The organism is Chitinophaga sedimenti (genome assembly GCF_023156195.1).
Lineage (GTDB): Bacteria > Bacteroidota > Bacteroidia > Chitinophagales > Chitinophagaceae > Chitinophaga > Chitinophaga sedimenti.
On sequence record NZ_JAKUKA010000001.1, the window covers coordinates 3,978,344 to 3,993,138 of the forward strand.

The following is a 14,795-nucleotide window of genomic DNA, read 5'->3' on the forward strand; positions in this document are numbered from 1 at the left end:
TTGTAGGTTTGGGCAAAATTTTGAAGAAACACTATGGCAGAAGTTATCAGAATGCCCCTCTTGAGCGACACAATGACCGAAGGGGTGATTGCGGAATGGCATAAGAAAGTAGGAGACACCGTTAAATCCGACGACGTTATTGCTGAAGTGGAGACGGATAAAGCCACCATGGAAGTAATGGGTTATGCGGATGGTACCATCCTGTATATCGGCGTTGAGAAAGGCAAAGCGGCTAAAGTGAATGATATCATTGCCATTGTGGGTAAACCGGGCGAGGATTACAAATCCCTGCTGGAAGGTGGCGCACCTGCTGCTCCTGCAAAAGAAGCCGCCCCGGCGAAAGCCGAAGCCCCTGCCGCGGAAGCTGCTCCCGCCCCTAAAGCTGACGACGCTGCCGTAGCCGAAGCGCTGAAAAATGCTACAGTCATCCGCATGCCGCTGCTCAGCGACACCATGACGGAAGGCAAAATTGTAGCCTGGAATAAAAAAATAGGCGACACCGTTAAATCTGACGATGTGCTGGCCGAAGTAGAAACCGACAAAGCCACTATGGAGGTGATCGGTTATGCAGACGGCACCCTGCTGTATGTAGGTGTTAAAGAGGGTGAAGCTGCCAAAGTAAACGGCATTATCGCCATCGTGGGTAAACAGGGTACTAACGTAGATGCGATCCTCGCTGCCGAAAAAGGTGGAGGAAGCGCGCCTGCCACTAAACCTGCCGAACAGCAAAGCGCTCCGGCTGCCAATGCTGCTCCCGCCGCCACCGCCGCACCTGCAGAAGCTCCTGCTTCCAGCAACGAAGGTGGCCGTATAAAAATTTCTCCCCTTGCTAAGAAATTAGCTGCAGATAAAGGTATCGATATCAACCAGGTGACCGGTTCCGGTGACAATGGCCGTATCGTTAAAAAAGACGTTGACAGCTTTGTACCAGCCGCGAAGTCCGCACCAGCCGCTACTGCCGCCGCATCCGGCGGCGCTGCTCCGCAAGCGGCTCCATTCGTTCCCGGACAGGAATCGTTCGAAGATATCCCGGTTACACAGATGCGCGGCGTAATTGCCAAACGCCGGGCGAAAGCAAATTCACCGCACCTGAGTTCTACCTGACCATGGAAATTAACATGGACGAGGCCATGAAAAACAGGGAAGCACTGAATAAAGTTTCTCCGGTAAAGATCTCCTTCAATGATATGGTGATCAAAGCCGCAGCGATGGCGCTCCGTCAGCATCCTTACGTAAACAGCAGCTGGCAGGGCAACACCATCCGCATGAACCAACACGTTCACATCGGTTCTGCCGTGGCGGTAGACGAAGGACTGATCGTTCCGACCATCCGCTTCGCTGATCAGAAAACACTGAGCCAGATTGCAGCCGACGCAAAAGTGCTGTACGATAAAGCTAAAAACAAAAAACTGCAGCCGAACGAATTCAGCGGCAGCACCTTCACCGTATCCAACCTGGGTATGATGGGCATCGATCACTTCACGGCCATCATCAACCAGCCTAACTCTGCGATCCTTGCCGTAGGCGGTATCAAAGAAGTAGTGGTAGCAGATAAAGGTCAGTTCAAAGTGACCAATATCATGAAGGTAACCCTCACCTGCGACCACCGTACTGTTGACGGAGCGGTTGGCGCGAAATTCCTGGTAACCTTAAAAGGTTTCCTTGAAAATCCGGTTACAATGCTCGTTTAGAAGCATTTACATATTTACCTGAGTAAAAGCGCAGTTTACACTGCGCTTTTTTATACTATATTGGGGAAAATCTTTATCCATGTACCTGTTACTCGACGCAAATGCCTGGTGGGCGGCTTTAGCGCCATTCGAAAAAATCTATTGGGTGGTGACCATCGTTTTCACCCTGTTATTCCTCTTACATATGGGCGTGAGCCTGCTTGGCGGCGAACACGATGGCGCCATCGGCGATGCGGACGATGCTATTTCCGGCGACGACGGCATCGGTTTCCAGTTCTTCACCCTGAAGAATATGCTGGCATTTTTTACCATCCTGGGCTGGACCGGACTGGCCTGCATCAACTCAGGCATGAGCACCTTTGCGACCATAGCCGTTTCTGTTATATGCGGCCTGATCATGATGGTTATTATGTCTGCCCTCTTCTATTATACGAGCAAACTTTCTCATAGCGGCACCATGGACCTGAAAAACGCCGTGGGCAAAACCGGCGAAGTATACCTGACCATCCCCGGCCGCCGCAGCGGTACGGGCAAAGTGCACATCCGGTGCAGGGCGGCATGCGGGAACTCGATGCGCTGACGGACGACTTTTCCGACTTACCCAGCCACAGCCGCATCCGTGTACAGCAAACACTGAACGATGGCGTATTACTGGTAACTAAATCCTGATACAACAACCGACTATCCCTTTTAAAAAAATCACCACTATATGCAGTACACAGCCATTGCGATACTACTGGGCGTAGTATTTGTTTTCGTCTTTATTTATGCGATGTTCCGACGCTACAAACGTTGTCCGTCCGACCGCATCCTCGTTGTTTATGGTAAAGTAGGTTCCAATGCCGACGGTAACCTGAGCGCGAAATGTATCCACGGTGGTGCGGCTTTTATCTGGCCCATCATCCAGGATTACGCTTTTATGGACCTTACACCTACTTCCATTGAAGTAAACCTGACCAACGCACTGAGTAAACAGAATATCCGTATCGACGTGCCCTCCCGCTTTACTGTGGCCATTTCTACCGAACCGGCGGTAATGACCAATGCGGCTGAGCGCCTGCTGGGCTTACAACGTCCGCAAATACACGATCTGGCAAAAGATATCATCTTTGGCCAGCTCCGCCTGGTTGTAGCTACTATGGACATCGAGGAAATCAACAGCAACCGTGACAAATTCCTGTCGAACGTGGCCGCGAACGTGGAAGCCGAACTGAAAAAATCGGCCTGAAACTGATCAACGTGAACCTCACAGACATCAAGGACGAAAGCGGTTACATTGAGGCACTGGGTAAAGAGGCCGCTGCAAAAGCCATCAACGAAGCTAAAAAGAGCGTGGCCGAGCAGGAAAAAATCGGTGAGATCGGTAAAGCAGAAGCCAACAAAGAAAAAGACATCAAGATCGCCGAAACCATGCGCGATAGAGATACCAGCATTGCCAGCGCCAACAAAGACAAGGAAATCCTGATCGCGGGCGCGCAGCGTGATGAAAGCATCGGTAAAATCGAAGCAGAAAGAGACACCCGTATTAAATCGGCCGAGGCTAACTCCACGGCGATCCAGGGCGAGAACGCCGCTAAAATCCAGGTGGCGCAATCAGAAGCGAACCGTCGTGAACGGGAGGCAGAATCGTTGAAACAAGCGATGGCGGCAGAGAAAGTACAGGCGGCGAAAGCACTGGAAGAATCTTACCTGGCGGAACAGAAAGCGGAAGCCGCGCGTGCCGCAAGAGAGCGCTCTACACAGGAAGCCAACATCGTGGTAGCGGCCGAAATCCAAAAACAAAAAGCCATCATCGAAGCCCAGGCCGAAGCGGAAAAAATCCGTCAGAAAGCGAAAGGTGAAGCGGATGCGATTTTCCTGAAAATGGAAGCGGAAGCGAAAGGTATGTTCGAAATCCTGACTAAACAGGCAGAAGGTATGAACCGCGTGGTACAGGCGGCCGGCAATAACAGCAAAGACGCAGCCCTGCTGCTGATTGCGGACAAACTGCCGGAACTGGTACGCATGCAGACCGAAGCGATCAAAAACATCAAGATCGACAAGGTTACCGTTTGGGAAGGTGGCACTGCAAATGGCGATGGCAAAGGCTCTACGGCGAATTTCATCAGTGGTTTATATAAATCCGTTCCCCGTTAAAAGACATCTTTAATATGGCGGGTATGGATTTACCGGAGTTCTGGGCAAACCCAAATCTGAAACGGCGAACGACGCCACGGCTGAAGTTATCAAATAATACAGCTGCTCACTTAATATTTAAGGGCTGGCCTCAAAAAGGGCCGGCCCTTAAATATTTTAGCACCGGACCCTTCCTTTTCCTGTTTTAATTAGTATATTTAGTACACCCCTTCAAAACATCTGCTACCAAACATGCAATTACCCAAAAACGCCGTCAGCTGGTTTGAGATTCCCGTGAACGATTTTAACAGGGCTAAGAAATTTTATGCTGCCATTTTCGAATGTGAGATGCCAGAAATGGAACTGGGTGCGGACCGCCTTGCGCTTTTTCCGTACGATGCGGAACGTGGCGTGGGAGGCGCCATTGCGCAGGGACCTGATTACCTGCCGAGCCAGCGGGGAAGCCTGATTTACCTGAACGCCGGTAACGACCTCTCCCCTGTTCTGAACCGTGTGCCCGCTGCGGGCGGCAAAATAGAACTGGATAAAAAACCCGTATCCGACCAACAGGACATGGGCTATTACGCCATTTTCCAGGATACGGAAGGTAACCGGGTAGCGCTGCACTCGCCCAATTAGCGCCCAACTACTCCCTTTTTTCAGCACCGGCCGCAGGCTGAAAGCCACGCTTTTTATTGTACTTTCTTAACATTTTACGCCGTTCCGCTTCCCAAAAGTGAATTTACAACAGGTATCAATGTAGTCACACCCCAGCAGACCTATATAGTAGTCATTGCTGAAACCTACTCAGTGTACAGCTTCCGGGAGATCACCCGTTCGTATTACTATGACCCCTTAAAACGACAGTCGCTCCAACTTAAATTGATATTTTTTCAACTTTCTTTCAAATTCTTTTGAAAGTTCGGAAACATAGCCATAAATTTGGGCCATGAAATTCACTGATGCAAAAGCACAATTTATTCAGGCCTGGGGTTCTTTAGGCGCACAATGGGGCATTAACCGCACCATGGCGCAGATTCACGCCCTCCTGCTCATCGCGCCCAATGCACTGAGTGCGGACGAGATCATGGAGGAACTGAACATATCCCGTGGCAATACGAATATGAATGTGCGGGAGCTCATCAACTGGGGCATCGTGGATAAAGTACTGGTACCAGGCGAACGCAAAGAGTATTTTTCTGCGGAGAAAGACATCTGGAAAGTAGGGACGGCCATCGCCCGCGAACGTAAAAAGCGCGAGCTGGACCCGATCTTAAAAGTGCTGAACGCATTACAGAGCGTGGAAGGCGACCAGAAAGACAAACACGTAAAGGCTTTCCGCGACGCTATTTCCAACATCAACCGTTTTGCGCAGCAGACCGATGCTACACTGAACGCATTCATTAAAGCGGAGGAAAACTGGTTCTACAGCACATTGCTGAAAGTTTTCAAGTAATATTTTTTTATACCGATATTTCATTTTTTTCTGAAAGTTCAGAACACTAACATCCCTTCAACATGAAAAATAAAAAGATTGTTATAGCAGGCGGCACGGGGTTTATCGGCGAAGCGTTGGTTCACTTTTTTGGAACGGATAACGAGGTGGTGGTATTAAGCAGGAGCGGCAGCCGCAAACTCCCGGCCCGTTACGTTACCTGGAACGGCGAAACCCTCAGCGGCTGGGAACAAGAGCTGGATGGGGCAGACCTGCTTATTAACCTGGCGGGTAAAAGCGTGAATTGCCGTTATACCGAAAGTAACAAAGCCGCCATTTTCGCCAGCAGGGTCAATAGCACCACAATACTGGGAGAGGCGGTGAAACATGCTGCCAATCCGCCCAAACTTTGGATCAATACGGCTTCTGCAACAATTTACCGGCATGCGGAAGATCGTCCGCAAGACGAATTTACCGGCGAGATGCACAACGACTTTTCTGTACAGGTGTGTAAACTGTGGGAAAAGACCTTTTTTGAGCAGGATACGCCCGGCACCCGCAAAGTAGCGCTGCGTACGGCGATTACCCTTGGCCCTAACGGCGGTGTGATGGCACCTTTCCTGAACCTCGTAAAATTTGGACTGGGTGGCCGGCAAGGCAAAGGGAGTCAAATGTTTAGCTGGGTGCACGTGGAGGACTTCTGCAGGCTGACAAACTGGCTTTTTGAAACCGAAACAGCGCAAGGTGTGTACAACTGCGCGGCTCCCCAACCTGTTACCAATGAAACATTTATGCGTACTTTACGCCAGGTGGCCGGCCACAAGATCGGGCTGCCTGCGCCGGAATGGCTGCTGCGGATGGGCGCGGTGTTGATCGGTACGGAAATTGAACTGATAATCAAAAGCCGCTGGGTGGTGCCGGCCCGCTTGCAGCAGGAAGGTTTCCGCTTCCGGTATGCGCAACTGGCACCCGCACTGGAAGCTATTGTGAACGAGCTGCCCCGCCGGCGTTATCATTTGTTTTAATTTTGAAGATATGAAAGCACCGAAACTTACTGTTGTTATAGGCGCATCGCCCAACCCGGACCGTTACAGCTTTTTGGCCGTAAACCGCCTGCGGGCCTACAATCACCCGGTGGTAGCCATCGGTAAAAAGGAAGGCGACATCAACGGTACGCCGGTAACGGCCGAACATCCGTCGCTGGAAAACGTAGATACAGTAACGTTATACATGAACCCTTTGCGGCAGCAGGAATACTATCAATACATCTTAAGCCTGCACCCTAAACGCATCATTTTTAATCCGGGTACCGAAAACCCCGAACTGGAAGCCATGGCGCAGCAGCAGGGCATTGAAACGCTGGAAGCCTGCACCCTGGTAATGCTGGGCACGGGCCAGTACTAAAACTTAATGCTCCCTTTACATCACCACTTTAAATTTTTCGTATATTCGGTTTAGCGAAATCAGCATCCATTGCCGTCCCGCAACCCGAACCAATAGTTGTTAGCCCAGACCCATCAGCAAGGCCAAAGACCAATAGACAGGCATACCCAACCCGCGCTTATTCACCCATTTAATATAATCATTATGAAGTGGAGACGATTCAACGGGGAGTCCATTAACCTGCCCATTAAGGACGAAGTAAGGCAAGCCATCGTACGCGAAACCCGGCATTTCAAACTCAAAGTATGTATCGGTACCGACTCGCAGGTGAAGGGTGCTGAAACGGAGTTTGCGACCGTGATCGTGTTTTTACGTGAAGGCCACGGTGGCTTTATGTTCATTCACAATGAAAAAACCCGCGATGTGTATTCCATTAAGGAGCGCATGCTGGTAGAAGTAGCCAAGAGCATTGAAATTGCGTACGAACTTTGCGACCTGTTCACCGAATACGATGTAGACATGGAAGTACATGCAGACATCAACACGAATCCGCAATTCAAAAGCAACCTGGCATTAAGAGAAGCGATGGGCTACATCCCGGGCATGGGCTTCGCGTTTAAAGCCAAGCCGGAAGCCTTTGCCAGCAGTTGCTGCGCTAACAAGATCGTAAACTAAGGCGCGCCCGGCGCATCAACCCCAAAAGCGAATTATTGGTGTGAAACCGCACCAGGCGCCATTGTCGCCCCTATGCAAGCCCCTGGAAACGTTCGTTCAACTCGTCTACAAAGTCGAGGATCTTTTCTCTTCCCATTTTTTTGACGGTAGAGGTAACATAGTGTGCAGGCAGAAATTCCCAGTTTTCGCGCAGTTTATTGAGGAAAGCCTTTACGTTACGGCTTACTTCCAGTTGGGTTGACTTATCTGCCTTCGTAAACACGAGGCTGAACGGGATCTGCCACTCTCCCAGCTGGTTAACAAATTCGATATCGATGGCCTGTGGCTCGTGCCTGCTGTCTATCAGCACAAACACATTCACCAGGTTCGTGCGCTTACGGAGATAATTTTCAATCATCTGGCTCCATTGCCTGCGTTGCGATTGCGACACTTTTGCGAAGCCATAACCCGGCAAATCGACCAGGTACCAGTTTTTATTGATGATAAAATGATTGATCAGCTGGGTTTTACCCGGCGTTCCCGAAGTTTTGGCCAGCTTTTCATGGTTGGCCAGCATATTGATCAGGGAAGATTTTCCCACGTTAGACCGGCCGATAAATGCATATTCCGGCAGGTCGGGTTTAGGACATTTCTCCCAGTCGGGGTTGCTGATGAGGTATTCTGCTGATTTGATAACCATTTCTATATTCTTTGTTTAAAAAATTAGGTCCCTGCTGACAGGAACACCTGAAGGAACATCTTCCGAAAACGTTTTTAGCTAACTTTGCTGCCTATGGCAGATACCGAGACAGTTCAGAAAGTGATTCCTTTCAAGGAGTCAAAATTAAGCAAGAAGGAGCAGATAGCGAGCATGTTTGACCAGATCGCGTTCAGGTACGACTTCCTGAACCACTTCATGTCGCTGGGCATCGACAAAATCTGGCGTAAGATTGCCTTAAAAAAGCTGAAAGACATTCAGCCCAAAACCATTCTCGACGTGGCTACCGGCACCGGCGACCTGGCAATTGCGGCCAATAAAATGCTTCACCCTGAAAAGATTACCGGTATCGACATTTCCGCAGGCATGCTGGAGCTGGGCCGCCAGAAGATCCAAAAGCTCGGTCTGAGCGACAAGATCACCCTTGAGCTGGGCGATAGCGAAACAATAAGTTTCCCCGATGCAACGTTTGATGCCATAACAGTTGCCTTCGGCGTGCGTAACTTCGAAAACCTGAAACAAGGGTTGGGCGAAATGCGCCGCGTATTGAAACCGGGCGGAAAAGTGGTGATCCTGGAATTTTCCAATCCTACCGTATTCCCTGTTAAACAGCTGTATAATTTTTATTTCCGCTACATCACGCCCCTGATCGGGAAATATGTAGCTAAAAGCGAAGCCGCCTACAGTTACCTTCCCGATTCGGTAAAAGCTTTCCCACAGGGCAAGGCCATGGTAAGTATCCTGGAAGAACTTGGCTATCAGTCCGTTACATGCAAAACACTAACTTTCGGCATATGTTCCGTTTATTGCGCTTCCCGATAGGGTTGCTTATCCTGTGTTTAACCTATTTACCGTCAAATGCGCAGCTGAACATGGAAGAACATGATCAAAAGCCCTATTATTTCGGTATTACGCTAGCCTCTAACCAGTCGAACTTCAAACTATACCATTCCGACCGCTTTTTGAACCAGGACACCGTAATGGTGATAGAGCCACTGAAAACCATTGGTTTTAACCTGGGCCTGCTGGCTAACCTGCGCCTGAACAAGCGGTTCGATCTGCGCTTTAACCCGCAGCTGGTATTTGCTTCCAAAAACCTGTATTATAAAGAGCAGTTTCCTTCCGCGGAAACCACGAAAAATATTGAATCCATCCTGCTGAGCTTCCCCGTTCAGATCAAATTCAAGTCGGACCGTATCCGGAACATGCGCGTATACACGATTGCGGGTATGAAATACGATTATGACTGGCCTCCAACGCGCGGGCACGCCGGGCGGAGGATCTCGTCAAGGTAAAAAAGGAGATTACGGGTATGAAGTGGGGGCAGGCTTCGAATTTTACTTCCAGAGCTTCATATTTGCCCCGGAATTCAAGATCAGTAATGGCTTGGGCGATGTACACGTACGCGACCAGAACCTGCGTTACTCCAACAACATGGGCGAGCTGAAAAGCCGTATGATCGTATTTTCCATTCACCTCGAAGGCTGATTTTGCTGATGCCGCACAAGGGTTTACCTTTGCGCCATGCAGAATTATTTGATCAGGAACATTGCGGTTGTAAACGAAGGCCGCACGCAGGTACAGGACGTACTGCTCCGCAACGGCCGCATCGAAAAGCTGGCCCCGCAAATCAACGAAAAAGGCAATTACACCGAGATCAACGGCGAGGGGAAACACTTGCTGCCGGGCGCTATCGACGACCAGGTGCACTTCCGCGAGCCGGGGCTGACGCATAAGGCCAATATCCACTCCGAGGCGCGCGCTGCTGTGGCCGGCGGTACCACCACTTTCATGGAAATGCCCAACACCAAGCCAGAAGCTATTACCCAGGAAAGACTGGAGGACAAATATACCATTGCCGCTAACACCTCTCTCGCCAACTACTCTTTTTCATGGGTGTAAGCAACGACAATGCGGAAGAAGTACTGCGCACCAACGAAAAGAAAGACCGCGTTTGCGGGGTGAAAATATTCATGGGCTCTTCTACCGGTAATATGCTGGTGGACAACTTCGTAACCCTGAATAAGATTTTTTCCGGTACCGAACTGCTGATTGCCACACATTGCGAGGACGAGAAGATCATCCGCGATAATATGGAGCAGTTTAAACGGAATAAGGGCGATAACCTGACGGCGGCCGACCATCCGCTGATCCGCAACGAGGAAGCATGTTTCGAGTCTTCTTTTACTGCTATACAGCTGGCAAAGAAGTACGATAGCAGGCTGCACATCCTCCACATCTCTACCGAAAAAGAATTACAACTATTTTCCAATATGCTGCCGCTGGCGGAAAAGCGCATCACTGCTGAAGTATGTGTACATCACCTGTGGTTCAGCGCCGATGATTATGCACAGTACGGCAACCTCATCAAGTGTAATCCGGCCATTAAAGCGCCGAAACACCGCGAAGCATTATGGAAAGCGCTGAACGATGACCGCACGGACATCATCGCCACCGATCACGCGCCACATACCTGGGATGAAAAACAGCAGGCCTACCTGCAGTCACCTTCCGGTGTACCACTGGTACAACATTCGGTGCTGATGATGTTGGAAGCCGTGAAACAGGGGCGTATGACCATCGAAAAGATGGTAGCGAAAATGAGCCATGCACCGGCCATCTGTTTCCAGATAAAAGAAAGAGGCTACGTGCGTGAGGGCTATTTTGCCGACGTGGTGATCGCCGACCTGAACGCAGCAACCAAAGTGAGCAAAGAGAATATCTATTACCACTGCGGATGGAGCCCGTTTGAAGGACAAACGTTTAACTCGGCGATTACACACACCTTCGTCAACGGCCACCTGGCTTACGAAAACGGTGTGTTTAACGAAAGCGAAAGAGGTCGGCGCATTACCTTCGCCAGATAATTCAATGGTGGCTGCCTTACCGGGCAGCCACTTCTTTATGGAAAAAACCGCTATCCGCATCTTCCTTCCCACAAGCATGGAAGCCCTTTATTTTTCTGCCTGTAAACTGTAAATTCACCAAAAACTAAGCGAATGGAACTGGACAAAACGACCTACCTTGACCTCTCCATCTTTAACCGGGACGAAGAGTTCTCACTCCTGCACAAACTGGATTTTACAAGCACTGCCGGTGGACGGGAATACTTACGCAGTCTGTTCGCGAACCCGTTGAAAGATTTGAAAGCGATCGGCGAGCGCCAGGCGATGTTAAAGTTCATCCTGGAACAGGATACCCAGTGGCCCACCCAGATTTCCAATGGTACCATCGTGGTGATAGAGAACTACCTGAACGCGGAAATAGATCCCATTTCAAGCAATGCGGGGCTTGGGCTCGTGGTGAGCGCTACGGTGATGAAAACCATTTACGCGCCGGACTTCGGCTTTGTTCGATTTTCATTTACGCAGCTGCTGAACCTGTTGCGCGGATTTAAACACTGGCCAACCTGTATAACAAAGACACTACGCCCGCTGTGTTACGCATCCTGGTAGACCGTGCGGCGCATCTGCTGCGCCAGCGAGAGTTTGATGACATCATATCGCTGGATGATGAAGGCAAATTGAACTACATCCAGATACTCCGTTACGACAGCATCATTCGCCGCAAGCATAAAAAAATATTATGGGAACTCACGGAACTGTATACACGCCTTGATGCGTATTACAGCATGGCGATGGCCGTACGCCGTTTCGACCTGAAGTTTCCCACGTTCCGCGAGGGCAATGACCCCTACATTGACGTGAAAGGATTATACCACATCATTCTGCCGCAACCGGTGGCGTACGACATGACGTTTGACAAGCGCCGCAACTTCCTGTTTCTCACCGGCGCGAACATGGCAGGAAAAACGACCTTTATCAAGGCTGTTGGCGTAGCCACATTCCTGGCTCACCTGGGCATGGGCGTGCCGGCACAGGAGATGGAGCTGAGTTTCTTCCACGGCATTTTGTCGAACATCCGGTGCAGGACAATATCTTCAAAGGCGAAAGCTACTTCTACAGCGAGGTACAGCGCATCAAAAACGCAATCATCAAAATCAGCGACGGCAAAAACTGGTTGATACTGGTGGATGAAATGTTTAAGGGCACGAATGTGGAAGATGCGAAAAACTGTTCCCTTGCAGTGATCCGCGGATTACTGCATAACAAATATTCGCTGTTTATCTTATCGACCCACCTCTATGAGATTGCGGATGAATTGCAGAAAGAGGAGAAAATTATTTTCAAATACTTTGAGAGCGAGGTAGTCGATGATACCCTTTATTTCACGTACCAATTGAAAGACGGTATTGCGAAGGAGAAGATAGGATACCTGATCCTGAAGCGGGAGAAGGTATTAGACCTGCTGGAGGGAATGAAAGAAAATTAACTTTTTTAAACGGATGCTGCTCCCAGCATCCGTTTTTTTTCACCTACATAAAAATGAACAATTTCTCAGTTTCACTATAAATGTTCTCAGAATTCAGGTATATATACCACCATGTTTTTACGTTGATTTTCGTATTTGACAAACTGCTACTTTCGCTCTAACAAATCAACCATTGTATGTTAATCAAAACCTACGGGAGCGCCGTATTCGGTATAGATGCGATTACTGTATCCATAGAGGTGAATGTGATGCAGGGAACAAAATTTTACATGGTCGGCTTACCAGATAATGCAGTAAAGGAAAGCCAGTACCGGGTGGAATCAGTGATCAAAAATATCGGTTTCCGGATGCCGCGGTTACGCACCATTGTAAACCTCGCTCCGGCGGCGCTCCGTAAGGTTGGTGCGGCATATGATCTGCCGATCGCACTTGGCATTATTGCTGCTTCTAAACAAATAGAATTAAAGGATAACCCGGAACAGTACGTCATCATGGGCGAACTGTCGCTGGACGGCAGCCTTAAGCCCATACGCGGCGCCCTCCCCATGGCATTGCAGGCGCGAAAGGAAGGATTCAAAGGCTTTATCCTGCCGCAGCAAAACGCCCGGGAAGCGGCTATGATTACGCAGCTGGATGTATATGGCGTACGGGACATCGGTGAGGTACTGGATTTTTTCCAGGGCTATAAAAAACTGGAAGCAACGGTGGTACAAACCCGTGAAGAGTTTTTCGCCACACAATACGATTTCGATATCGATTTTTCGGATGTAAAAGGCCAGCAGAATGTTAAACGTGCGTTAGAGATTGCCGCCGCCGGCGGACACAATGTAATTATGATTGGTCCGCCAGGTGCTGGCAAAACGATGCTTGCGCACAGAATGCCTACGATCCTTCCGCCATTAAGTTTACAGGAGGCATTGGAAACGACCCGCATCCACTCTGTTGCAGGTAAACTGCCTGTCGAGGCTACTCTGGTATCCCGCCGCCCCTTCCGTTCGCCACATCACACGATCAGTGACGTAGCGTTGGTAGGTGGCGGTGGTGGTATCCCTCAGCCGGGCGAAATATCGCTGGCGCATAACGGCGTCCTTTTCCTTGATGAGTTACCGGAATTTAAGCGCAGTGCGCTGGAAGTGATGCGGCAGCCTTTGGAGGAGCGTAAGGTGACGATTTCGCGCGCCCGCATGGCTGTTGAATTCCCTGCCGGGGTGATGCTGCTTTGTTCTATGAATTCGTGTCCCTGCGGCTTCTTTGGCCAGATTGGGAAAACCTGTTCATGTCCGCCTACCCTGGTGCGAAAATACTTTTCCAGGATTTCCGGGCCATTGCTGGACCGTATAGACCTGCATGTAGAGGTAACGCCGGTGGTGCTGTCAGAGGTGTTGTCCGGACAGGGGGCCGAGCCGAGTGCGATGATCCGGGAACGGGTGATGGCGGCGCGGCGGTTGCAGGCAGTGCGTTTCCAACAGGAGGCCGCCGTTTACAACAATGCCCAGATGAGCAGTAAATTACTCCGGGCCAACTGCCACCTGGATGAAGCAGGCGGCCGGCTCCTCAAAAGTGCCATGCAACGCCTGAACTTGTCGGCCCGCGCATACGACCGCATCCTTAAAGTAAGCCGAACCGTGGCAGACCTGGAAGGCAGTGCCCACATCCTCGCGCCGCATGTTGCTACGGCGGTGCAGTATCGCAGTCTGGACAGGCAACAATGGAACGTATAAAATGACGCATAACCTATAGCCAACTTCCATGCTAAAAAGACAAGTCCCTCCACGACAAACACTTAGCATTTGACACCACTTTACACCGCTGGTTAAATGGTTGTTAACAGACATCCTTATCCTCCATTCACCAAATAATTTCCGCATTTCACCTGGTTACACTTGACAGGCGTCCTTATGAACTTATCTTTGCATCAGGTTTTTCATAGGATATGGTTAAAATAACTGAAGGCGGTATTCTTACCGCCTTTTTCTTTGCCCATACACCAGCCGCTGGTTAAATTCAAGTTAACAGCTCCAACTCCACTACGTTCACCAACTATTTCTGCACGTTCACCCATTTACACTTTACATCATCATTCGTACTCCTATCTTTGCATCAGGTTTTTCATAGGATATGGTTAAAATAACTGAAGGCGGTATTCTTACCGCCTTTTTCTTTGCCCATATACCAGCCGCTGGTTAAATTCAAGTTAACAGCTCCAACTCCACTACGTTCACCAACTATTTCTGCACGTTCACCCATTTACACTTTACATCATCATTCGTACTCCTATCTTTGCATCAGGTTTTTCATAGGATATGGTTAAAATAACTGAAGGCGGTATTCTTACCGCCTTTTTCTTTGCCCATACACCAGCCGCTGGTTAAATTCAAGTTAACAACTCCAACTCCACTACGTTTACCAACTATTTCTGCACGTTCACCCATTTGCACTTTACATCATCATTCGTACTCCTATCTTT

Annotated in this window: 16 protein-coding genes and 2 pseudogenes; 17 read left to right on the top strand and 1 reads right to left on the bottom strand. The window is 49.7% G+C overall.

Annotated elements, in window-relative coordinates:
* Positions 1-33: 33 nt before the first annotated feature.
* The 9 genes and pseudogenes from MKQ70_RS22645 (at position 34) to MKQ70_RS22690 (ending at position 7,299) form a co-directional block, all read left to right on the top strand.
* Positions 34-1,104 (top strand): biotin/lipoyl-containing protein, encoded by a 1,071-nt coding sequence (locus MKQ70_RS22645; RefSeq protein ID WP_248074525.1) that lies wholly within the window; start codon positions 34-36, stop codon positions 1,102-1,104.
* 2 nt (positions 1,105-1,106) lie between these two features.
* Positions 1,107-1,691, top strand: a complete 585-nt coding sequence (locus tag MKQ70_RS22650) for a 2-oxo acid dehydrogenase subunit E2 (protein ID WP_248074526.1) — start codon at positions 1,107-1,109, stop codon at positions 1,689-1,691.
* Positions 1,692-1,770: 79 nt separating this feature from the next.
* Positions 1,771-2,271, top strand: coding sequence for a hypothetical protein (locus MKQ70_RS22655; protein ID WP_248074527.1), 501 nt, complete (start codon positions 1,771-1,773; stop codon positions 2,269-2,271).
* 192 nt (positions 2,272-2,463) lie between these two features.
* Positions 2,464-3,827: pseudogene (locus tag MKQ70_RS41410) on the top strand (flotillin family protein).
* A 231-nt stretch (positions 3,828-4,058) separates the two neighbouring features.
* Positions 4,059-4,445 carry a VOC family protein gene (locus MKQ70_RS22670; RefSeq protein WP_248074530.1) on the top strand — a complete coding sequence of 129 codons (387 nt, stop codon included), beginning with the start codon at positions 4,059-4,061 and terminating at the stop codon, positions 4,443-4,445.
* A gap of 310 nt (positions 4,446-4,755) precedes the next feature.
* Positions 4,756-5,262 carry a GbsR/MarR family transcriptional regulator gene (locus tag MKQ70_RS22675; RefSeq protein ID WP_248074531.1) on the top strand — a complete coding sequence of 169 codons (507 nt, stop codon included), beginning with the start codon at positions 4,756-4,758 and terminating at the stop codon, positions 5,260-5,262.
* A gap of 62 nt (positions 5,263-5,324) precedes the next feature.
* Entirely contained in the window at positions 5,325-6,266 is a 942-nt protein-coding gene (locus MKQ70_RS22680) for a TIGR01777 family oxidoreductase (protein WP_248074532.1), read from the top strand.
* Between the two features lie 10 nt (positions 6,267-6,276).
* Positions 6,277-6,645 carry a CoA-binding protein gene (locus tag MKQ70_RS22685; protein WP_248074533.1) on the top strand — a complete coding sequence of 123 codons (369 nt, stop codon included), beginning with the start codon at positions 6,277-6,279 and terminating at the stop codon, positions 6,643-6,645.
* 183 nt (positions 6,646-6,828) lie between these two features.
* On the top strand, positions 6,829-7,299 hold the full coding sequence (locus MKQ70_RS22690) for a ribonuclease H-like YkuK family protein (protein ID WP_248074534.1): 471 nt from the start codon (positions 6,829-6,831) through the stop codon (positions 7,297-7,299).
* A 70-nt stretch (positions 7,300-7,369) separates the two neighbouring features.
* Here MKQ70_RS22690 and yihA read toward each other — a convergent pair whose 3' ends face one another.
* Positions 7,370-7,978 carry a ribosome biogenesis GTP-binding protein YihA/YsxC gene (gene yihA, locus MKQ70_RS22695; RefSeq protein WP_248074535.1) on the bottom strand — a complete coding sequence of 203 codons (609 nt, stop codon included), beginning with the start codon at positions 7,976-7,978 and terminating at the stop codon, positions 7,370-7,372.
* 93 nt (positions 7,979-8,071) lie between these two features.
* Here yihA and ubiE point away from each other — a divergent pair, with 93 nt between their 5' ends.
* The 8 genes and pseudogenes from ubiE to MKQ70_RS22735 all read left to right on the top strand — a co-directional run bounded on the left by ubiE (position 8,072) and on the right by MKQ70_RS22735 (position 14,049).
* Complete coding sequence (ubiE, locus tag MKQ70_RS22700) at positions 8,072-8,818, top strand: bifunctional demethylmenaquinone methyltransferase/2-methoxy-6-polyprenyl-1,4-benzoquinol methylase UbiE (RefSeq protein WP_248074536.1); 747 nt, start codon at positions 8,072-8,074, stop codon at positions 8,816-8,818.
* A gap of 50 nt (positions 8,819-8,868) precedes the next feature.
* On the top strand, positions 8,869-9,291 hold the full coding sequence (locus tag MKQ70_RS22705) for an outer membrane beta-barrel protein (RefSeq protein ID WP_248074537.1): 423 nt from the start codon (positions 8,869-8,871) through the stop codon (positions 9,289-9,291).
* Between the two features lie 22 nt (positions 9,292-9,313).
* Positions 9,314-9,484, top strand: coding sequence for a hypothetical protein (locus MKQ70_RS22710; protein WP_248074538.1), 171 nt, complete (start codon positions 9,314-9,316; stop codon positions 9,482-9,484).
* Between the two features lie 36 nt (positions 9,485-9,520).
* Positions 9,521-9,898 carry an amidohydrolase family protein gene (locus tag MKQ70_RS22715; RefSeq protein ID WP_248074539.1) on the top strand — a complete coding sequence of 126 codons (378 nt, stop codon included), beginning with the start codon at positions 9,521-9,523 and terminating at the stop codon, positions 9,896-9,898.
* Positions 9,889-10,863: an amidohydrolase family protein gene (locus tag MKQ70_RS22720; protein ID WP_248074540.1), complete on the top strand. Its 975-nt coding sequence runs from the start codon at positions 9,889-9,891 to the stop codon at positions 10,861-10,863. Before MKQ70_RS22715 ends, MKQ70_RS22720 begins: the two co-directional genes overlap by 10 nt.
* Positions 10,864-10,995: 132 nt before the next feature.
* Positions 10,996-11,451 carry a hypothetical protein gene (locus tag MKQ70_RS22725; RefSeq protein ID WP_248074541.1) on the top strand — a complete coding sequence of 152 codons (456 nt, stop codon included), beginning with the start codon at positions 10,996-10,998 and terminating at the stop codon, positions 11,449-11,451.
* A gap of 344 nt (positions 11,452-11,795) precedes the next feature.
* Positions 11,796-12,328, top strand: a pseudogene (locus tag MKQ70_RS22730) (MutS-related protein).
* Positions 12,329-12,504: 176 nt separating this feature from the next.
* Entirely contained in the window at positions 12,505-14,049 is a 1,545-nt protein-coding gene (locus tag MKQ70_RS22735; RefSeq protein ID WP_248074542.1) for a YifB family Mg chelatase-like AAA ATPase, read from the top strand.
* Positions 14,050-14,795: the final 746 nt, after the last annotated feature.

Coding starts and splice junctions, on each gene's coding strand:
- MKQ70_RS22680 (WP_248074532.1), top strand. CDS start 5,325: ATGAAAAATAAAAAGATTGTTATAGCAGGCGGCACGGGGTTTATCGGC.
- MKQ70_RS22670 (WP_248074530.1), top strand. CDS start 4,059: ATGCAATTACCCAAAAACGCCGTCAGCTGGTTTGAGATTCCCGTGAAC.
- MKQ70_RS22725 (WP_248074541.1), top strand. CDS start 10,996: ATGGAACTGGACAAAACGACCTACCTTGACCTCTCCATCTTTAACCGG.
- MKQ70_RS22645 (WP_248074525.1), top strand. CDS start 34: ATGGCAGAAGTTATCAGAATGCCCCTCTTGAGCGACACAATGACCGAA.
- ubiE (WP_248074536.1), top strand. CDS start 8,072: ATGGCAGATACCGAGACAGTTCAGAAAGTGATTCCTTTCAAGGAGTCA.
- yihA (WP_248074535.1), bottom strand. CDS start 7,978: ATGGTTATCAAATCAGCAGAATACCTCATCAGCAACCCCGACTGGGAG.
- MKQ70_RS22675 (WP_248074531.1), top strand. CDS start 4,756: ATGAAATTCACTGATGCAAAAGCACAATTTATTCAGGCCTGGGGTTCT.
- MKQ70_RS22685 (WP_248074533.1), top strand. CDS start 6,277: ATGAAAGCACCGAAACTTACTGTTGTTATAGGCGCATCGCCCAACCCG.
- MKQ70_RS22650 (WP_248074526.1), top strand. CDS start 1,107: ATGGAAATTAACATGGACGAGGCCATGAAAAACAGGGAAGCACTGAAT.
- MKQ70_RS22720 (WP_248074540.1), top strand. CDS start 9,889: ATGGGTGTAAGCAACGACAATGCGGAAGAAGTACTGCGCACCAACGAA.
- MKQ70_RS22735 (WP_248074542.1), top strand. CDS start 12,505: ATGTTAATCAAAACCTACGGGAGCGCCGTATTCGGTATAGATGCGATT.
- MKQ70_RS22715 (WP_248074539.1), top strand. CDS start 9,521: ATGCAGAATTATTTGATCAGGAACATTGCGGTTGTAAACGAAGGCCGC.
- MKQ70_RS22655 (WP_248074527.1), top strand. CDS start 1,771: ATGTACCTGTTACTCGACGCAAATGCCTGGTGGGCGGCTTTAGCGCCA.
- MKQ70_RS22690 (WP_248074534.1), top strand. CDS start 6,829: ATGAAGTGGAGACGATTCAACGGGGAGTCCATTAACCTGCCCATTAAG.
- MKQ70_RS22705 (WP_248074537.1), top strand. CDS start 8,869: ATGGAAGAACATGATCAAAAGCCCTATTATTTCGGTATTACGCTAGCC.